Source organism: Evansella tamaricis, from assembly GCF_019042215.1.
Lineage (GTDB): Bacteria > Bacillota > Bacilli > Bacillales > Salisediminibacteriaceae > Evansella > Evansella tamaricis.
Genome location: NZ_JAHQCS010000009.1, coordinates 1 through 19576 on the forward strand (window position 1 = coordinate 1; position 19576 = coordinate 19576).

16 protein-coding genes and 1 pseudogene are annotated in these 19576 nt (G+C 43.0%); 3 read left to right on the forward strand and 14 right to left on the reverse strand.

Translation table 11 applies throughout. The features are described from left to right. Nucleotides 1-911: 911 nt before the first annotated feature. Nucleotides 912-2126, reverse strand: a complete 1215-nt coding sequence (locus KS419_RS00365; RefSeq protein WP_217064109.1) for an LPXTG cell wall anchor domain-containing protein — start codon at nucleotides 2124-2126, stop codon at nucleotides 912-914. 798 nt (nucleotides 2127-2924) lie between these two features. Between KS419_RS00365 and KS419_RS00370 the strand changes: the two genes are divergently transcribed. Beyond that, the gene (locus KS419_RS00370) at nucleotides 2925-3506 is read left to right on the forward strand and encodes a DinB family protein (RefSeq protein WP_217064110.1); all 582 of its coding nucleotides are present in this window, start codon (nucleotides 2925-2927) and stop codon (nucleotides 3504-3506) included. 102 nt (nucleotides 3507-3608) lie between these two features. Here KS419_RS00370 and KS419_RS00375 read toward each other — a convergent pair whose 3' ends face one another. From KS419_RS00375 to KS419_RS00430, 12 genes and pseudogenes are all read right to left on the reverse strand, one after another. After that, nucleotides 3609-4619 carry an HD domain-containing protein gene (locus KS419_RS00375; RefSeq protein WP_217064125.1) on the reverse strand — a complete coding sequence of 337 codons (1011 nt, stop codon included), beginning with the start codon at nucleotides 4617-4619 and terminating at the stop codon, nucleotides 3609-3611. A 349-nt stretch (nucleotides 4620-4968) separates the two neighbouring features. Further along, nucleotides 4969-5898 (reverse strand): NAD-dependent epimerase/dehydratase family protein, encoded by a 930-nt coding sequence (locus KS419_RS00380; protein WP_217064111.1) that lies wholly within the window; start codon nucleotides 5896-5898, stop codon nucleotides 4969-4971. A 124-nt stretch (nucleotides 5899-6022) separates the two neighbouring features. Further along, nucleotides 6023-6607, reverse strand: coding sequence for a TetR/AcrR family transcriptional regulator (locus tag KS419_RS00385; protein WP_217064112.1), 585 nt, complete (start codon nucleotides 6605-6607; stop codon nucleotides 6023-6025). Nucleotides 6608-6935: 328 nt separating this feature from the next. Continuing rightward, a complete protein-coding gene (locus tag KS419_RS00390; RefSeq protein WP_217064113.1) occupies nucleotides 6936-8444 on the reverse strand; it encodes a DUF4127 family protein in 1509 nt (502 codons plus the stop codon). Nucleotides 8445-8596: 152 nt separating this feature from the next. Continuing rightward, nucleotides 8597-9073 (reverse strand): hypothetical protein, encoded by a 477-nt coding sequence (locus KS419_RS00395; RefSeq protein WP_217064114.1) that lies wholly within the window; start codon nucleotides 9071-9073, stop codon nucleotides 8597-8599. Between the two features lie 1507 nt (nucleotides 9074-10580). Beyond that, nucleotides 10581-11441 (reverse strand): DUF4097 family beta strand repeat-containing protein, encoded by an 861-nt coding sequence (locus tag KS419_RS00400; RefSeq protein WP_217064115.1) that lies wholly within the window; start codon nucleotides 11439-11441, stop codon nucleotides 10581-10583. A 513-nt stretch (nucleotides 11442-11954) separates the two neighbouring features. Next, a pseudogene (locus KS419_RS25595) lies at nucleotides 11955-12140 on the reverse strand (DUF1700 domain-containing protein); the annotation flags it as partial. Continuing rightward, nucleotides 12133-12456 carry a PadR family transcriptional regulator gene (locus KS419_RS00410; RefSeq protein ID WP_217064117.1) on the reverse strand — a complete coding sequence of 108 codons (324 nt, stop codon included), beginning with the start codon at nucleotides 12454-12456 and terminating at the stop codon, nucleotides 12133-12135. The pseudogene KS419_RS25595 and the gene KS419_RS00410, both read right to left, overlap by 8 nt. Before the next feature lie 549 nt (nucleotides 12457-13005). After that, nucleotides 13006-13524: an LURP-one-related family protein gene (locus tag KS419_RS00415; RefSeq protein ID WP_217064118.1), complete on the reverse strand. Its 519-nt coding sequence runs from the start codon at nucleotides 13522-13524 to the stop codon at nucleotides 13006-13008. Between the two features lie 364 nt (nucleotides 13525-13888). Continuing rightward, the gene (locus KS419_RS00420; RefSeq protein WP_217064119.1) at nucleotides 13889-14317 is read right to left on the reverse strand and encodes an RDD family protein; all 429 of its coding nucleotides are present in this window, start codon (nucleotides 14315-14317) and stop codon (nucleotides 13889-13891) included. Nucleotides 14318-14454: 137 nt separating this feature from the next. After that, entirely contained in the window at nucleotides 14455-14892 is a 438-nt protein-coding gene (locus KS419_RS00425; protein WP_217064120.1) for a hypothetical protein, read from the reverse strand. Nucleotides 14893-15087: 195 nt separating this feature from the next. After that, complete coding sequence (locus KS419_RS00430; protein ID WP_217064121.1) at nucleotides 15088-16467, reverse strand: MATE family efflux transporter; 1380 nt, start codon at nucleotides 16465-16467, stop codon at nucleotides 15088-15090. A gap of 703 nt (nucleotides 16468-17170) precedes the next feature. On the opposite strand from KS419_RS00430, the gene KS419_RS00435 reads away from it, so the two are divergent. Together KS419_RS00435 and KS419_RS00440 are read left to right on the forward strand one after the other, a co-directional pair. Continuing rightward, the gene (locus tag KS419_RS00435; RefSeq protein ID WP_343215004.1) at nucleotides 17171-17710 is read left to right on the forward strand and encodes a hypothetical protein; all 540 of its coding nucleotides are present in this window, start codon (nucleotides 17171-17173) and stop codon (nucleotides 17708-17710) included. Nucleotide 17711: 1 nt separating this feature from the next. After that, the gene (locus KS419_RS00440) at nucleotides 17712-18161 is read left to right on the forward strand and encodes a hypothetical protein (RefSeq protein ID WP_217064123.1); all 450 of its coding nucleotides are present in this window, start codon (nucleotides 17712-17714) and stop codon (nucleotides 18159-18161) included. A 213-nt stretch (nucleotides 18162-18374) separates the two neighbouring features. Here the strand turns inward: KS419_RS00440 and KS419_RS00445 are convergent, their stop codons facing one another. Further along, complete coding sequence (locus tag KS419_RS00445) at nucleotides 18375-18794, reverse strand: GNAT family N-acetyltransferase (protein ID WP_217064124.1); 420 nt, start codon at nucleotides 18792-18794, stop codon at nucleotides 18375-18377. Between the last annotated feature and the right edge of the window lie 782 nt (nucleotides 18795-19576).

Here is a 19576-nt window from a genome sequence, read left to right on the forward strand (position 1 = left end):
GGCCTCTCTTTTGTCGCTTCCTCCTTAAGGATGCGACATTAGGTCCGGGTTCGGCCTCTCTTTTGTCGCTTCCTCCTTGAGGATGCGACATTAGGTCGGGGATCGGCTCCTCTTTTGTCGCTTCCTCCTTGAGGATGCGACATTAGGTCGGGGATCGGCTCCTCTTTTGTCGCTTCCTCCTTTAAGGATGCGACATTTGGTCCGGATTCGGCCTCTCTTTTGTCGCTTTCTCCTTAAGGATGCGACATTTGGTCCGGATTCGGCTACGCTTTTGTCGCTTCCTCCTTGAGGATGCGACACTTGGTCGGGATTCGCACTCTCTTTTGTCGCTTCCTCCTTTAAGGATGCGACATTTGGTCCGGGTTCAGCTCCTCTTTTGTCTCTTCCTCCTTTAAGGATGCGACATTAGGTCGGGGGGCGGCTCCTCTTTTGTCGCTTCCTCCTTTAGGGATGCGACATTAGGTCCGAGTTCAGCTCCTCTTTTGTCGCTTCCTCCTTGAGGATGCGACACTTGGTCCGGATTCGGACTCTCTTTTGTCGCTTCCTCCCTTAAGGATGCGACACTTGGTCGGGATTCGCCCTCTCTTTTGTCGCTTCCTCCTTTGAGGATGCGACATTAGGTTCGGGATCGGATTCTCTTTTGTCGCTTCCTCCTTTGAGGATGCGACATTAGGTTCGGGATCGGATCCTCTTTTGTCGCTTCCTCCTTTAAGGATGCGACATTAGGTCGGGATTCGGGGCTCGGACAATTTTGCGAGCGTTTCAGCAGCATTTTTCCCAACTGGATCTAATCAAAAGTAATAGGGAGCTATCGTCGAATGGACTATTGTCTAAATGGCACAATAAAGAAAGGTTGTCCCTTCTAAAGGCCATGATTACTGACCTTTTGGGCAACCTCTCCATTTTCCTGTTTAAACTCGTACAGCTTTTTGTTTTTTGTAGAACATGACTGCTGCTCCTGCACTCATCAAGAGTAGTCCGAGGACTAGCAGGTTGAATGCTTGTGTAGATGTATCAGGTAGTCGGTGACCTTCTTGTGCAGTTTCTTTTGGCTGTGATTCAGACTGGATAGTAGGATTGGAAACTGTAGGTTGTGTTGAACTTTCTTCCTCTTCCTCTGTCTGTTCTGGTGTCTTTGTAGGAGTTGTTTCTTCTTTTACAACCGGTGCCGGTTCTACATCCGTGTTATCATCGGAAGTTTCCGATTCCTCATTAAATCTAATAATATAGTACTCATCTGTTTCTGTTTGGGTATTTTCCTGCGAATAGTAAAATCCTTCTAGAATGACAGTTGATGAATCTTCTATCACTTGGAAAGTGTCATCGTAAACAAAGGTGGATGTGAACCCGGCAGCTGTTTTTTCAACTAATAATTGTTCCACTGTAGTTCCCTCGTCCACTCCGATCCACTGCTTCTTTATTGTTAATGCTACCTCTTCGTGATCTATTATTGCGCGGTAAGGCTCGTCCTTCGCCTCAACCGTTGCGGTGTAATAGAAATTATAGACTTCATCTTTAAAAATGCTTATATTTTCATATCCATCAGCTATTAAAATTTCTCTTAAATCTTGGGCAGTAGGGGGAACTTTTGCATCAATGTAAATTGTGATCTCTCTAGGTGATGTTATAGGAACCTCACCACTGTTTTCCGCAGGGGCCAAATCTGTTAACTCTTGTTCGGGAAGAGAGTTGTCTCCCTCTTGGTCAGTGTCTGTATTTACCGGTGGAGGATCGCCAAATGAGAATTCAAAAAAGTATGTGGTCGGATCTTTCCCTTCCTCAGACACCGTTATTCTAATTTCATCTCCGAAGTTGTTAATTCCAAATTCGGTTGGATTACCAGTAGATAATGGAACATGACCTTCAATTAATGGAACTATAATGTTAGTTGCATTCGGTGCATCGACTGTCACAGATAACGTTGTTGTACCAGTTGGAAACATCCACTCATATGTGTGTTGCTCAGGGTTAAACGCGCCTCCTACGATCGCACCATCGCCAAGGCTGATGTTATTAGCTGTTGCCTGGCTCTCAAATTCTGCCGGAGCTGCAAAAATAGTTGAAAATGGTTGAAAAACTAGTACTAGTAAGATAAAAGCGGTTAATAAATGTCGGAATGATTTCATTTTGATCATTCTCCCCTCTCTAGTTGTTTGTTATTAAAAAAGAGATAATCTGTTGATTTTGGTTTCATTACTCTTGATTAAGAAGAATTTGCAGGTAGTTCGGGTGGTTAGTAATGAGAATGGAGACTAAAATATAGTTTTTTAGATTTCGCATGATTTTTTGTTTGGTTTAATGGTTTAATGGTTTAATAGTTTAGTGGTGTAGCGGTGGATCAGATAGTTATTTTTACCCATTTTTTCACTGGTGATATGAATCTTTAGAACTAATTAATAACATAATTATATAATTTTTGACAAAAAACCACCATTAGATATCTGGCGATTTGTTTTGAATATCTGCTGAATTTTAGAAAAATGCCTTTCTGTGACAAGTAGCTAGTCACTTGTGAATCTGTAGTACGTGTTTTTGAAAACTCTATCTTTCAGCGAAGAGCCAACCTCAAGGAATGGTCAATTCAACAGGACTCCCTTTTTCTACACCGCAACGGATTCTATCGGTGATCCATTCTAGCATGATCCTCTTGTTCAAGAACGTAACGAATCTATTGATTTTCAAACCCTTTTCCATTAAGACAGTTCATCTATTTTTCCAAAAGTAATTGTCTGAATCAAGGGTTCCACATGTCGCTGAATCGTACTTCCATCAGCAAGTGATACAGGGATTATTGAATGAATGATTCGACCTGAAGTGATTAGGTTTGTTTTGCAGGACATATATGTTTCGTATAGAAGTAATGTTCAGATGGGAATTGGGTTGTGATGGTTTTAGGGATAAGACTTAGAAAGGGGAGCGGATGGATGAATTTCAAGTTGGAGGAAGCGATCGAAGTGTTGGAACGGACGCCGCAGGCCTTGGAGTTTTTTTTATCGGGGTTGTCGGTGGAGTGGTTATTATGTAACGAGGGGGCTGAGACCTGGAATGCATCGGAGGTAATTGATCATTTGATCGAGTGTGAGAAAGTGAACTGGATGCCGAGGCTGGAAGTGTTCTTTCGGGATGTTCATAAGGATGGAGGGGCTGATTCACGAGACAGGGCTGAAGTTGAGGGCCGAAAAGATAAGGAGTTTCCCCCATTTGACCGGTTTGCCCACTTAAACCATTCGACGGAAGGATCGATTGAAATTCGGTTGTTGGAGTTTAAGACATTGAGGACACAGAATTTGATTAAGCTTAAGGAGTTGGTCAATCCGGTTTTTGATTTGGAGTTGACGGCGGTTCATCCTGTGCTTGGTGAGGTGAAGTTAAGGGAGCTGCTGTCTACATGGGTGGTTCATGACTTGACGCATATTTCTCAGATTGTGCGGGTGATGGCGGAGAGGTACCGAGAAGATGTGGGACCTTGGATTGAGAATTTAAGTGTGTTGGATGGAAAAGGTTAATATTTGATAAATCGGGAGGTGACAGGCACTTGTCGAATGGATGTTCACATAATTGTGCGGGACCTGGTCCCGGAATTTTTGTTCGGGGACCAGGTCCCGGTTTTATTTGTGAACTTTGATGTATGTGCCTTTGGTGGCTTTTTGTTTTGCTGTTTTTCCTAACTGTCTTATTTTTTCTGAGAGGACAGAGGCCTGTACTAGCGTCTTGTTATCTTGAAGAACCGATGGGTCAATCAGTCGGACCTTTTTTTTCAAATGAATGTCGTAGTCTTTGCATTCACGCTCTTCTTCAGTCGCTTCAGATACGCATACGTTAGGATCGAGCTGATTCAGCAAGGCTTGGATGTCTAGGTCCTGGCCGTTGTCAGCTGCAGTACGCAGTTTGTGCATCAGCTCCTCGTCTTTGGAAAGGAAGTCGTCCGTATGAATATAGTCTCTGATGAGAGCGAGCTTCAAGGTTTTGGCCAGTGTGTCATATCCGTAGATGTTGAGCGGGTCGAGAAAAAATCCAATGACTTCTTTGTAATAGGTCTCGGTAAACCACTCGGCGATTTCGATGCTCTGAAGGTACATTTTCCCGTCGATCACCGTTAAATCGGCGAGGAATTTCTCCACTTCGCCACTAGTGATCTGGCCGTACGTCAGCATGTCGCGGAGCGTGTAGTCCACACGGTCTGCACACAGTTCAGGAGCTGGTTGTTCGAGCAAGGTCCATTGTGCATCATCGAGGAGAATGTCTTTGTAGTCGTAGTTGTGCTTGGAAAGGATTTCTGGAATTTGTGAGTTTAAGACGACTTGCTCATAGATTTTCTCGTGATAGTTTTCTTCCTTGTTTTCGAAAACGAAGTCGATGACATGGGAGAATGCGGTGTGGGACACATCATGTAGGAGTCCTGCGATTTGCTCCTCCACGCTGCCACCTAGTTTTTGGATCAGAACCATGACGCCGATGGAGTGATCGTAGCGGGTGACGTTCCATTTTGGGTTGACGAGATAACTTGCGCCGCCCTGATGAATCCCTTTGAGCCGTTGAACTGGCGCGCTTTCGATCAACTCTCTGAGGACCGGGGCGATTTCGAATTCTCCGTAAATGGGGTCTTTCACTTGATGCATGTGGTTGTGGTTATGGTTATGGTTATGGTTATGGTTATGGTTATGGTTGTGGCTATGGCTGAGTTTGTTCGATTGATCAGGTTGGGCAGGATGATTTGGCTCGGATTGTTGGCTTTTTGTTTGCAATTTGGGATTCCTCCGTTCGTCGGGATTCATTTAGGTTAGTTCAGCATTATTATGGCAATTATTTGTTTAATTCTTGTTTAGTTCTCCATGTGCTGCAACGCTTATTATATTGAACACGTTTGATTTTGTGAAGCGACAGGTGACAGGCACTTGTCGAATGGATGTTCACAAAATTGTGCGGGACCAGGTCCCCGAAAGAAAGTTCGGGGACCTGGTCCCGGTTTTATTTGTGCATCCATTTGATTGTTTCTTGGAGGCCTTGCTTGTATGGGGTCCTCGGCAACGGTCCGATTTCCGTTTTATACTTTTCCCCGCTTAGGAGGACTGGTGTTTCGGTTAAGTACATCATTTCCACCAGTTCCCTCATAAATGGGGAAAACAGCCCGATGAATTGAATCATTCGTTTAGATACTATTCTGATCGGTTTTTGATAGCCGGTAACTTCACGAATGATGGCAATTAATTCTTCCCCAGTGATTGGACCAGGTGATGGGATGTTCCAATTTCGGTTGTAAGTGTCCTCCCGAGTTGCCAGTTCCACAATGGCTTTGGCCGCATCTATTGTATACAGGAATTCCCTAGCCACATTGGGGTTTCCAACAAAGTTTGCCTTTTTATTTTCCACTACATTTTTCAACGTCTCATAAAGAATGGTACTGTGCGCGTTTGGACCATACAGGTCAGGAAGGTGGACGACGAGGACCGGGAAACCGCTTCCCTTCAAACGATTCTCCATTTCCAAGCGGATCTTGCCTTTCTTCGTGTGCGGTTCCTTAGGAGCATTCTCCGTTATGGGCTGACCAGATTGCTTCCCGTACCCGTAAATGTTATCAACCAGTACCACTTTGGCTTGATGAGTTTCGGCTGCGACGATCATGTTTTCAATACACGCGAGGTGCTTCTCTTGCCACTCGGGATAAGGAAAGCTCACCGAGTGGAAGATGACATCCGTCCCCTCTGCTGCTGCCAGCAACTCATGTTGGTTAAGTGCGTCTCCTGGAAAAATAGTGACGAGTGATTTCCCATTGTATAGTTCCTCCAACTTTGTTTTTCCCCGCGAAAAGGCAACGACCTCCACTCCCCTAGCCGTTAATTCTTGAACCAGGGCATAGCCCATGCCACCAGTGGCACCTGCTACTAATGCTTTTTTCATTTTAATCTTCCTTTCGTTCATTGGTTTGGTTTGGGTTTTACTTTCGGATAAACTTTTTGTTGTTTTGACCACTGGTCAATTAAAGCCTTAAAGGGAGCCCCAGATCCGATTTTCTTTGACCGGTCTAGAGCTGTGCTGTTGTGCTTAATGCATGGATAATAAATTCCACGTGTAATTTTGCGGCTTCTTCTGCCTCTTCAAAACGGTTGACGTATTTTCGGTAATGGGCGACGAAACCATGGAGCGCAATGAACGCCGAGTAAATATTACTTACTTTAAGGTCTTTCGGTGTCAACGACTGTACCGTTTGTGCAAACTTTTGATAGCTGAGGTTGGCAGCCTCTTGGGACAATGAGTCCACTTCGGTGTTTCGGATCATGAACATAAGCTCATATTGAGATTGATGATTTAAGCCGAACTGGATAAAGCGGAGAAAAACGTCGTGAAGTTTCTCGTGATTCTCGCCTGGACCGTGAACAACCTCTTCCAACAGCTTGTTTAAGGTGGAAAAATAGTCTTCGATGATGGCATAAAATAATTCTGCTTTATTGTTGAAATGATAATACAGCGCGCCGTGACTGCAATCAAGGTTTTTCGCGATGCTACGCATGGAAACTTGATGAAAGTCCTTTTCAAGGAACTGAAAACGGGCTTCCTTAATGATCATTTCTTTTGTAAGTTCTTGTGATGCGGATTTTCGCGGTGACATAGGACCTCCTAAAATGTGTTAGGGTGAAATCTGTAAGGGTGAAATCTGTATATTGATTCTGGTTGAAATGTTGATGTTTCTTTTTATCACTCTAGGTATTGAATTTCCGCTAAGTATAACTACTGGCGGCGCTTTTATTAACCACTGGTCAATTAAGAGTATACACCTGAGAATATGAAATAACAAGGGAGAATAATAAAGTTTTGTTCGACAAATACCGACAGGATCCATTCGACAGGTGCCTGGCACCTGTCGAATGTCGAATGGATGTTCACAAAATTGTGCGGGACCTGGTCCCCGAAAGAAAGTTCGGGGACCAGGTCCCGGTTTATTTCTTGAACGTTATTTTTATTTCGAAGGTTCGTTTCCACGGGAGGTCGATATCTTTTATTGGATAAACAACACTGTGTTTTTCCATGAAGGTTTCAGCCTTATTCCAAAAGCTCTCTCTGACAATTGGAAGCAACTTTTCATATCGGACCTCCCCCTCTCCCACAATCTTTCTCACTTCCTGACGCACGACGGATTGGTAAACATAATCATCCAAAAACCGATGGACCAGTTGCTGCTCCAAGTTACGTGAAAACATAACACTCTCACCCTTTTTTTCCCCCAAAAAGGAAAGGGCAGCCTGGGCTACCACTGTCCCTAGCGTGTTCCCGGCGGTATTCCATGCGGCAAAGCCGGCTAAATCACCGATGTTTAACGTCTCCAATAGTTGTTCAACCATTGCCGGATCAGCCCCATTTGCGTAAGCTAGATCCGCGATGGCCACTTTCTTCCCCTCCTGCCGGTACTTGTTAAGGCGACGAATCCACTCTCCAATATCCCGCCCGTCTGTGTCCACTTGCTCCAGATCAACTTCGAGCGCCCAATCCCCTTGACGACTGCCTGGTACGTTGACGCCAAGAATGACATGAGCTCTTGATGGATGAGTGGCCAACCCACTTCCCATAGCAAAAATTTGTCCCGAAACAGACTCACTTATGGGACGATCCTCATAGCGGGCAGCAATGTGTGCGCCTCTCTCTCCACTGTATACGGGATAAAATAGTGGTGGATTCTCCCCTTCCAGATCGAATATGGATCTAGCTGTCAGCACGCTGGCGACTTCATCGGCACCAGGATAAATGTAGACCCTTTCGTTGAGATGCATGGCTTGTATTTGTTGGCGGAGCTCTTCCTGTTCCTTTATGTTTAGGCCATAATCAGCTGTGTCATCCTGGGGAAAAATCAGGAGATTGATAATCCCTCGCCGGGCAAATTCCAGGAGTTTCTGGTTGATTTGAAAATTCCTTTGACGAGTTTTCACATAATCAGCAAGGATGCTGGGTGGGATTTTTTGTTTGAGTACAGTTGCCTGATCAAGATCGTGCTGTTGTTTGTGACGATGGTAGCGATGTGTGTGATAGGAATAGGCCCAGATATCCTTCCCATAATTCTTCCAATATTCCTTCTCTTCTTCGTTAACGTTGTTATTTGAGATGCGCATCGTTGCGCTGAAAACGTGAATACTTTTTTCCGGATAAGTGTTGTTTAAATCGGCGATGATTTGAAGACGTTGCAGGATCGTTTCGTACGGGTCTTCGGAAATTCTTGATGGGACTAGGCCACCATAAGCAAGCATGTCAGCAGAAAGTATAAATCCGTCAACATGTGGTGCGTTTGTCTTAAGCCAGTTAGTTATGGTTGGAATTGAGGCGGGGTGTTTGAGAAAGCCCAGGTCTTCTGTAGGCGGGGTCAGTACTTCCCAATTTGCAAGGGTCGCCAGTTGCCTTGGAAGTTCTCCCGTTACGGGACGATTATCCACTGGGAGGAGTGCAAGTTTTCGGTTCATATATGGCACCTCAATTCTTGTTGGATTCGGGATTTGGGATTCGGGATCGGGAGGTGGCAAATCCTATCGAGAAGTGTTATTCGACAAATACCGACAGGTGACAGGCACCTGGAAGATTCGACATTTTTCGGGAGGTGACAGGCACCTCGGAATTAGTCTATATAGGTGTAGTTGCTTGCCACAAAGCCCGCTTCCATGATGAGATCTCTCATCTCATTCCATCCATCTTTCGCCAGTTGATCGAGCTCTTCTCTCTCCATGGTGCTGACGATATAAAACACATGCGCATCGGCCGTGATCGGGTGGAGATGAGGGTTTACGATGTCATTGATGGTCTCGTAAAGTTCCAGGATTTCGTCTCTCTCATCGGGCGTCCTGTAGTTGTATTTGAGAAGGAAAAGTTCTTCATACTCGTTGAACTGGAATAACTTCGGTTCGTGCCCTTTGTATGTTAATTTTGCATTGTAATCATTTTGCACTTCGGTGACTTGAATGCCCGCAGCATCCAGATCCTGGACGAGTTGATGGGCGCTTTCTGTTGCTGCACCGGAGCTACCGTTACAAGCTGTCAAGACAAGAATGGGGAAAAATAAAGTGGCAATGAGTGTTAACTTTATGTAAGATCTCATGAACAATATCCCTCCTTTAATGGTTAAATAACGTAACCTCCTTTTTGTTCCCAATCCACTTGTAAATTTATTGATACATTCCCCATCCTCCATTCACATCGAACGGAAGGAAACCTACCGAGACAACTAGACTAGTGTTGCTCGAATCAAATCTACCCGCGGAAATTGGAAGCCTTTTCATGATTCGGTTTTACTCAAAAGCCTTCACTGCAATAAACGCCCGTAGTTTTATTGGAAGTCAAAATGGATTCATCAATAACCTCTTTCCTCTTTGAAACCAGTCAAATGAGAGAGCTGTATTAATAGTAGATATGTATAGATCAACGGCAAATATAAGGTTGCTGACGTAAACGTATTATACTCACTAACAATCAAAGTGATTGTTTACTTCTCCATAAAAAAATAGGTTGATTTCTTCGTTACAAGCAAAGTGATTGTTTACTTCTTCTTAAAAAAGGTTGTTTTCTTCTTTACAAGCAAAGTGATTGTTTACTTCTCCTTAAAAAAGGTTGTTTTCTTTTATACAAGCAAGCTAGGTAGTTGTTTTTCATCTACTCAAAAATAATGGGCATTCTCCACTATTCTTAAAATCTATGAAAACTTACTTTTAAACTACCAACTGATCCTAGTTTTTATTTACGTTGGTGAGGTACTTAAAGTTTCATAATATTTTCCATTATTTTATCACTTTATATATGGCTGGTTGTAAAATATTTTTGTCACTACTCTTCTTCCTCCTTCAGGATGCGACATTAGTTTGGTAATCGGCTTCCCTTTTGTCGCTTCCTCCCTTGAGGATGCGACATTAGGAAGGGGTTCGGCTTCTCTTTTGTCGCTTCCTCCTTCAGGATGCGACATTAGGAAGGGGTTCGACTCCTCTTTTGTCGCTTCCTCCGTTAAGGATGCGACATTAGGGAGGGAATCGGCTTCCCTTTTGTCGCTTCCTCCCTTGAGGATGCGACATTAGGAAGGGGTTCGACTCCTCTTTTGTCGCTTCCTCCTTCAGGATGCGACATTAGGAAGGGGTTCGGCTTCTCTTTTGTCGCTTCCTCCTTGAGGATGCGACATTAGGAAGGGGATCCGCTCCACTTTTGTCGCTTCCTCCTTAAGGTTGCGACATTAGGGAGGGGTTCGACTCCTCTTTTGTCGCTTCCTCCTTCAGGATGCGACATTAGGGAGGGAATCGGCTCCTCTTTTGTCGCTTCCTCCTTCAGGATGCGACAATATTTTGGAGATCAGCTGCTCTTTTGTCGCTTCCTCCCTTAAGGATGCGACATTAGTTTGGAGATCAGCTGCTCTTTTATCGCTTCCTCCTTCAGGATGCGACATTAGTATGGGAATCAACATCCCTTTTGTCGCTTCCTCCTTAAGGATGCGACATTAGTATGGGAATCAACATCCCTTTTGTCGCTTCCTCCTTCAGGATGCGACATTAGGGAGGGGATCGGACACCTTTTTGTCGCTTCCTACCTATGTTTCCCAAGTGTGTCCTGGGATAGCTGAAACTTTAGTCTTCAACGGTTATGCTGCCGTTGTTGGTGGTAAGTTTGATCTGGTGTTCGCCGTCGCCGGTGGTGGTTGATCCGATCCGCTCGCCGAAGATACGAATGGAGCCGTTTTTGGTTCTCGTATCGAAGGTGGCGTTGGCGGGTCGATGGTTTGTGGTAATTTTGATGCTGCCATTGTTTGTCTCGAAATGGATGTTACGGTCGAGCGTATCGGTGTCAAGGGTGATGCTCCCATTGGCTGTTTTCCCTTTCAGTTCTCCATCACCATCGACATCGGTTAACTTGATGCTGCCGTTCCTCGCTGTTAAGTCTACGAGATCAGCGGTGAGGTTCGCCAAGCGGAGTTCACCATTTCTTGTTTCGGCAGTGATGGTGGTCCCGTTGATTTCTTTCATGTCCACTCGACCGTTATTGGATATGGCGTTGAGGTCGTTGGTCTGGATGTTGGCCACATCGATTCTTCCGTTGCGTGTTTCCAGTTGGATCTGGTTGTAGTGTTTCTCGGGAACAGAGACGGTCATTGTCAGACCCTTTGGACGGAAGCTGATGTTTATGAGTTGTTTTTTCCTTTCATCTTGGAGGTCGATGGACAGTGTCGATTCATTTTTTTCGGTTGTCAGTTCGTAATTCGTTCTGTTGCCTGACAGTTCCACTAGGGCTTCGGAACTGGTTGTGGGCTGAATGATCACTCTTGCGTTTTCCGTTTTAATCATCATGTTGGTGATCTCACTCATCTCGATTGTTTCTTCGGTTTTGGAAAAATATGATCCTGCGCTGGACTCATAGGTTACAATGCTACCAATGATTCCGATCAGTAGGATGATAGCTGCAATAATAGAAAGTTTTTTTATCATGGTCATTTTTTAAACACCTCTTATCAGGTTTACATTAAATTGGACATAGCGGGCAATCCCTATTCCCACGAAACGTGTCACATGGTACATTCCAATCAGGAGGAAGAATCCCAGTCCTGTTAGTGTGAGTGATAGGAACAGTTCGAACAGTTCGAATGTGGTTGGGTAAAGGAGTGCGTTTAATAAAATTAGAATAGGTGTAAAGATAAAGGCCGTTCCTGTCACCCAACCGGCAAAAACAAGCGACACTACTGTGATGAAGGGACCGAGTACGATGACAAGATTAAAGAATCCAAGGGCAAGTGCTACCAACACGGACCGAAAGAGGTTTGATGATGTGGAAGTCGCTTCGGTTTTGGTATGGTGGTATGCCGGTGGGTCTGTTACTTGTTTTTCAGATGGTGGTGCAGACACTACTTGTGTTTCCTTTGGCTCGTAGATGGTTGTTGTCCCTGTCACTTCCTTTGGCTCGTAGGTGGTTGCTGTCACTGTCACTTCTTCGATTTGAGGCTGTTGTGCTCCCAGTAGTTCTTTACTTATTTGTTGTGGATGTCCTAATGATGCGGCGATTTCCTCTTCTGTTTTCCCCTCTTGGGCGCCGACGGCAAAGTGTTCTTCGAAATCTTCTAATATCTCTGCCCGCTCATCAAGTGGTAAGCTCTTTAACGAAGAACTTAGTTCTGTTAAAAATTGGATTTTATTCATTATGCGCACCTTCTTTTATAAGTTGATTTACTCCTTTGGAGAATTCTTCCCACTCTTGATGTAGTTTTGTTAAGTAGGCTCTCCCTTCCTCTGTCAGCTGGTAATATTTTCGTGATGGCCCTTCGATGGATTCCTTTAAGTATGTTGTGAAGTAGCCTTCTTTTGTAAGCCGCCTAAGCAGTGGATAAACGGATCCTTCTGAGATTTGAAAATTCTCCGAGATTTTTTGGACGAGTTCGTAGCCGTAATGGTCTTTTTTATTAAGTAAGACTAGTACGCACAGTTCTAATACTCCCTTTTTAAATTGGACGTTCATGTTTGATCACACCTTCGTTTATGATGTCTTTGCGTTGGTTGATTGGATTGGTTGAATGATTTTGATTGGCTGCTTTGTTGGTTGGTTGCTTGGTTGGTTAGTTGCTTGCTTGGTTGCTTAGTTGCTTGCTTGCTTGCTTAGTTGTTGATTGGCTGCTTTGTTGGTTGGTTAGTTACTTAGTTGCTTGGCTGATTCATTGGTTGGGAATATTTGAATGATGATTTCGAATGAGTTTTTCATATTGAGTTAAACACCACTCAGTACCTTGTAATGAACAGTACCTTACATTCATCTGTTCGAGCTGGCATGTAAATTTTACCATACACTATTATACAATACAAGGTACTGTTTATAATTTTCCGGGATAGGATTCTAACTTCCAAGTTATTTCCAGAATTTTCAGTGGGTATGAATGAGAGATGGATATGGAGCAACTTGTTAGCTTGAGTGGATACAATGATTGGTTGAAGGCGCATGAAATATTAAATAAGCAGTAGTGCTTCCAGATAGGATAATCACTCTGGAAACACTACTATTTTGGTTCGTAGTCTACTTCCCTACTCCATTATACGTTTGGACGATGCAAATCAAGGCTTCTGTTGGGATATGGGATTCGTCTTCAATTTCAATATAGACGGTGGGGTTATTGAAAGAAAGTAGTTTACTCCCGTAGGTCACAGATGCAAATTCCGATCCATCCACGTACAGGTAGTTAATAGTGCTCCCCAAGGTTTTCCGAAGTTCAAAGGATTTTCCTTCATAGTCAAACTCATAATTATGTTTTGTGAAGGTGGACATGTTCGTGAAGGTTAGGGAATCATCCAGCGATTGGCCGAAACGCACCTCCCATTTCGGTCTGGAGAACCTTGTTTTTTGCTCGGAATAAGCAATTTCATTATTGGATGAATCATAGACGGAGAAATGTTCCTGATCATACACACGGAATTTATCCCAATTGCTTTTGTGGTATCTCGCAATCTTAAAAACGGCGTTATCGTCATCGTCATACACGTCGACTGGTTTCGTCGATTGGGAAAAAAATTTAGGTTTGTAATAATAGATGGGCAATTAGATCCACTCCTTTTTGAGGCTAATGGCGTTTTTCGGAAAAAATAGTCGTGGGTTACAAGAAATGAAATGTGTGTCAAGGAAGGAAAATGCTTTAAAAATAACATGATAAATGAACCATGTTGGGTACGTTTACTAAGGGCAATGCCCACTTTTTTCGATTGCGACTATACTAATAGATATTTACAAGAGTCTTATAATAGAACTAATCTTTCAACTCGTTTTAATAGAATTGTTGTTGGGAAAAAGAGGCACTGTATTTTTCCAGGAGATGAGTGGATGGGAGTGAGGTGTTTCCCCAAAAAGGTAGGCATGGAGCGGGGAATTCCATATGTTGTTCCGTTGAATCCCCCATGTTCCGTATTTAATTATATCTCTGTTTCTTGACGACGTACGTCCCCGCGAGAATATCATGAAGGCCGGTTTTTTGTCTGTTGAAACCTACCATCAAGTATCCTATGAAAAAGAAAGCCTGAGATAGAAATTGGGAGAAAAACCTACCGATAGATTGGGCAATTGAAATCCTGCCACCTTCTCTATCAATCAGTTTCAACCCTAGGATGGCCTTTCCAGGTGTTGCTTGAAATGACGTAACCGGGAATATGATCATATACAATGTGATTAAAATGGCATAACTAATTAGTAGACTGTCAATATCTCGAAAGTCGCTTGCTCCAAAAACCGTCATCCCGATGATGGCAAAAGGAATAGTGGTTATTGCCCCGTCGATAGCCAGTGCCAGAAATCTTATCCAAAATCCTGCAAATTGCTGGTTGTCATTCCTTGTCGTCATGTTAGGTATCAACCTCTCCTTGTGATTTGTTTCTCCCTCCGTTCTACGAATGAGAGTTACCAAAGTTTCGGATATGGAAACCTAGTATTAAATGTAGTTAACTCTTGCTATTGATCGGATTGCTCCTTTTAATATATTTAAGAGGTACCACTTTGTTTTTTGGTAAATAAATATGTCCCAATAAACATACAAATGATCATTGTCATACCGACAGTAAAAAGAGGATTAGGTATATATTCGCTATAGATCACCCCAAAACAGCCAGCGAATCCTGCTAGTCCGTAAAAATATCCCCCATTGATGTTCGTCTCTTTCCTAGCATGAAGTATAGCATCATAGACAGTGAACACATAAAAACCGGGATAAAATAAGGCAAAATCATAAGATACGATATCGAGGGCCTCCTCTGTTCTTCCGTTTAGACATAACAGAATAGCCATGTTTATGTTCCCAAGTTTATTAACGACGTGTTCCAAAACTAGAATAATAATGCCTTTTATGAATTGTCTATTATGAAGTTGACCAACACCGGGCATCATTACCGATAAGAATGTGGTTAACAATTTGTTTTTCAATGAGTAGCACACCCTTTGAATGGTATACCTAAAGTATGCATTCTTTCATCTCGCATTATCCTATAATTGTAAAATATAGGTATTTGGTAAGGGTTCAGTAGACGAGGCACGTCAGGTGCCATTCGGGAGGTGCCTGTCACTTGTCGAATTCGGGTGGTGCCAGGCACCACCCGAATTGGCACCACCAGATCTTCTTCACGCGGTGGTGCGCTCTGTTCCTTTCTCGTCTTCCACCAACCGCATTTTTTGCCATTTGCGGCTCTTCCAGCGGAAAAGCATGATGATAGCCCGAATCCATTCATCCAGAGCGATGGCGATCCAAATCCCAATCAGACCAAAGCCCATATGAATTCCGAGAATATAAGCGAGGGTAACGCTCACTCCCCACATGGAGATAATGCCGATGATGACTGGGAATTTCGCATCCCCTGCTGCACGGAGGGAACTGATAACCACAAGATTCGTCGTCCGTCCAGGTTCCAGGAGCACTCCGATGATCAGTAGCACCGCTCCCACCGCAATAATGTCAGGGTCATTCGTAAAGATCCCAATGAAAAATTCCCCGAAAACCGCGAGAATGGATCCTGCCACGAGGGCAATAACCATCGCGATTTTTAACCCACGATACATGCGCTTATAAGCCTCTTCCAGGAGTCCTGCCCCCACCATTTGACCGATATAAATCTGCATCCCCTTTGCCATTGCCATGGAAAACATGGTCATGAGCATCGCATAGTTGTGGGCGTAGACTCTCGTTGCCAACGCCGCTGTACCAAGGATGGTAATGAACGCGGTGATCGTCAGCTGACTCGTATTGTGTGACAGGTGTTCACCAGCTCCTGGCACACCAATTTTCATGATCTTTTTCACATAAATGCCTTCCAAAGTGAAATATTGCTTCCACTTTATTTTTACCTCTGTGCGTCTGTAAAGCATGTAGAACAGCGTGAGCATTGCCAGGGCACGGCACGCGGCGGTTGCGATCGCCACTCCCGTTACCCCCAGTTGTGGAAAACCGAGTGTTCCGAAAATGAAAACATAGTTCCCGAAAATGTTCAGGACATTCATTCCGAGTGCCACATACATGACATCTTTGGTGAAACCTTGGGCCTGCAGCACGGAAAAAACAGTCAAAATCATCGCTTGTGTGAACAAGGTTCCCCCAACAATAATCATGTAAATATCCGCGTACTCCCTCAGTTCCGGTGCTAAATTAAAAATGTTTAAAAGAGGATTTCGGAATACAACAACAACGACGGAGATGAAGATTCCAAAAAGAAGGTTAATCACCATGGCATTGGAAATGGTTTTACTGACATCCTTAGGTTTTCTGGCACCCACATACTGGGCCACCACCACCCCACACCCCATGGCTGTGAAGTTGAATAGTACGAACATGAAAATCATGATTTGATTAACGACTCCAATGGCCGCTACGGCTTCATCTGAAACGAAACTGAGCATGAAGACATCGGAAAATTTCATTAATGTTTGCAGAAATACTTCTATTAATATGGGCCAAGTGATCGAAAATAGCGAAAGTCTCTTTAATGTCGTTTTTGTCTGTTTCGACATGCTATACCCACCGCCTCTTTTGTTGTGCGGCATTGTTGTTTATGTATCTGTCTTTCACGATCGCGCCTCCTCTGATTGTAGAACACTTAAGGAATAGTCATTTAAGTATACGTGTATCATTATACCGTTTCTTCCCTAGTCTTAATACTCATTTTCCGTCCTCACAGCGTCTCTGGTCGGTTTTATACAAATGAAAGCGGAATTGTTCTTTATAGGTCCTTTTCACTCCTAAGGGGAATGACGTATGCAACTCTTCCATTTCTCTTTATGAAACGAACGGATCTGTTCGATTTAAAAATAGAGTGAAAGTGAGCTGAACGTTCCTTTCACAATTTCAGGAGGATGAATTCTCCACTCCTGCATTAATTGGAAGAATACTGGAAGTATCGTGTATTTTTGTTGCTGTTTTGCAGAAGATAATATCACTGCAATGAAAACGGAGAGCTGAGGTCACAGAATGAAAACTTCTAAGATACAGAATTCACGTTGGGAACTTGCCCAATTGAGCGTATTCGGTTCCACACAGATCCACCTGAGAAATCCTTATATCATCGCGTGTTGGTCTATTGCATTTCCCGGCTACGGGCACCTTTTGTTGTCCAAATATCTCCGTGGATTTGCATTAGTAATATGGGAGCTATTTATTAACCAAAAAACACAGCTGAACCTCGCCATGGTCTACTCTTTTATAGGGGAAATTGACATGGCAAAGGAAGTGCTAGATGTACGGTATATGCACCTTTATATCCCCGTCTATTTATTCGCGATCTGGGATAGTTATCGTACAACTGTTGACTTAAACAAGATTTATCATCTTTCTGGTAAAAAAACAGATACACTGAAAACCCAAAAGATTAATCCATTTGAAATCAATTATCTTGATAAACGGAATCCTGCTACGGCAGTGATGTGGGCCATGTCCATTCCAAGTACGGGACAGTTATACATCCATCGGATTGCCGGGGCTTTTTTCACGTTGGTTATGGCCGTAGTTCTCGTTCATTATTCTCAATTTTTTGCAGGGATTCACTATCTTTTACTCGGGGATAGTGCAAAGTCCACGTCAGTATTGGACAAACAGTGGTTGCTTTATATTCCATCCTTTTATTTATTTACTATCTATGATACCTATATAAACACCGTGGAAAACAATAAATTATACGAGTTAGAACAAAGAAACTACCTGAAAGCTAATTACCAGCCGAAATCATTTAAAGTGAAGAAAGGGAAAAAGGTGATTTGAGATGCAAATTTATGCGACCTTTGACCACTCCGCCTATCTTGAAATGGTAATTACTAAATTGGAGCAGCAAGGAATAGAAGATATTTTTGCCGTCCCACTGGACAAACAAAAGGAAGATATTAAACTATTTGACACCATTCACAAGTCAGATGGAATCAGCTTATTTAACAAGGGAATGTTCCTGGCAGTTATCTTCTCCGTTATTGGGGCCAGCAGAGGGTTCGTGCTCGAGTGGGGACCGATTTATTGGGGATTGATCGGTGCAGGGGGAGGGTTTCTACTGGGGTTCATCACGGATCTCATTCTTATGAAGCTACACCATAAGAAAAAAGTACTAAAGGGGAAAAGTTCTGAAGTTATCCTCATTATCGATTGCCACACTAAGGATGGGGAACTAGTGGAAAAAATTCTATGGGAGCATTTGGCCATGGGAGTGGCGAAGATCGTATGAGGAAAGATAGGAGAGCCCTTAGAAAGTAGCAGAGGGGAAGATTGTTTAGTGTTCTGGCGCTTTTTATGTCTCAGGAGGCATGGAGTTTTTTTTGATTCTCCATGCCCCTTTATGGCGAAAAATATAGTAGGTTTGCTGAATATATTTATAAATTCTACGTTCTTGTCCTTCTGATTCCTTTCCATACACAGTAGCTGGATTTTTCAAAGAAAATCATTTCTGAATCACTGTAAACATTCCAGTCATATTCGGTGAATAATCCTTAAAACCATATTTTTCATAAAAGCTGTCGTTGCCAGTCGAAGCAAACAGGCCCACAAATGCTTTGTCCGGAGCATGTTCTTGTAAATACGTAAACAATGCGTCCATGATCCTCTTGCCGACACCTCTGCCTTGATAATCGGGGTGCACGACCACATCCTGAATGTAGAAATAAATCGAGCCGTCCCCAACCACTCGCCCCATGCCAATTGCTCTATTGCCGTCTTTCACAATCACATTAACTAGGGAATTGCTCAAAGACTGTTCCGCAACATCAAAATTCATAAATTCTTTCCAGCCAACAGAAAAACAAAGTTCCTTGTATGTATCATATGTCAGTGTATTTTGGGAGACTTTAAACTCATTTGTCATCAGACTGCACCTCTCTATTGCATTAAATTACCAATCTATGAATGAGTATAAACTAGAATGGACTGTTTTTGGAGAGGTTTTTTGTGAAATTATCCCCAGGGAGTTGCGCTGGAATGAGTAAACAAAGGGGATTTATTCAACTTAATAAGTTATTCTAACGGGGACCGTTCATTTTCGTGTTTAGACTTACAATTGAAGAGATATCTAGTAGTCCTTTACAAAGTTTGGTAGACTTACATTAGCCAGTTGCATTTTGAGTTGTAATTGCCGGTTGCATCTAAATTTACATTAGTCAGTTGCATTTTGACTTGGATTAATCAGTTTCACTGGACTTACATAAGACATTTAATTTTGACTTGCATTAGTCATTTTCATTGGACTTACATAAACCAGTTGCATATAGACTTACATAAGATATTTTCATTTTGACTTGCATTAGCCATTTACATTGGACTTACATAAGACATTTTCATTTAGACTTACATCATTACACAAGTCATTTACATGCCGAGGTGATGTTGTTGGACTGGATCTTAAGGTTCGCTGCTCTATTTTTTTCCTTATTAGTAGTTGTACTAGTTATTCAAATATGGTTACCATTTCGGAAGTTTAAGGAAGGGGACGTCCTGCCGGAGAAACTTAGAAAAAAATGGACAAAACAAATATATTGGATCGTCATTTTTATCGTTTTCCGACAGAAGACTCCCTCTTCAATCGTGTGAAGGGCGAAGCCCAACGATAAGGGGGAGATGAATGTCGGTTAGGCGATAGCCTAAAGGCTT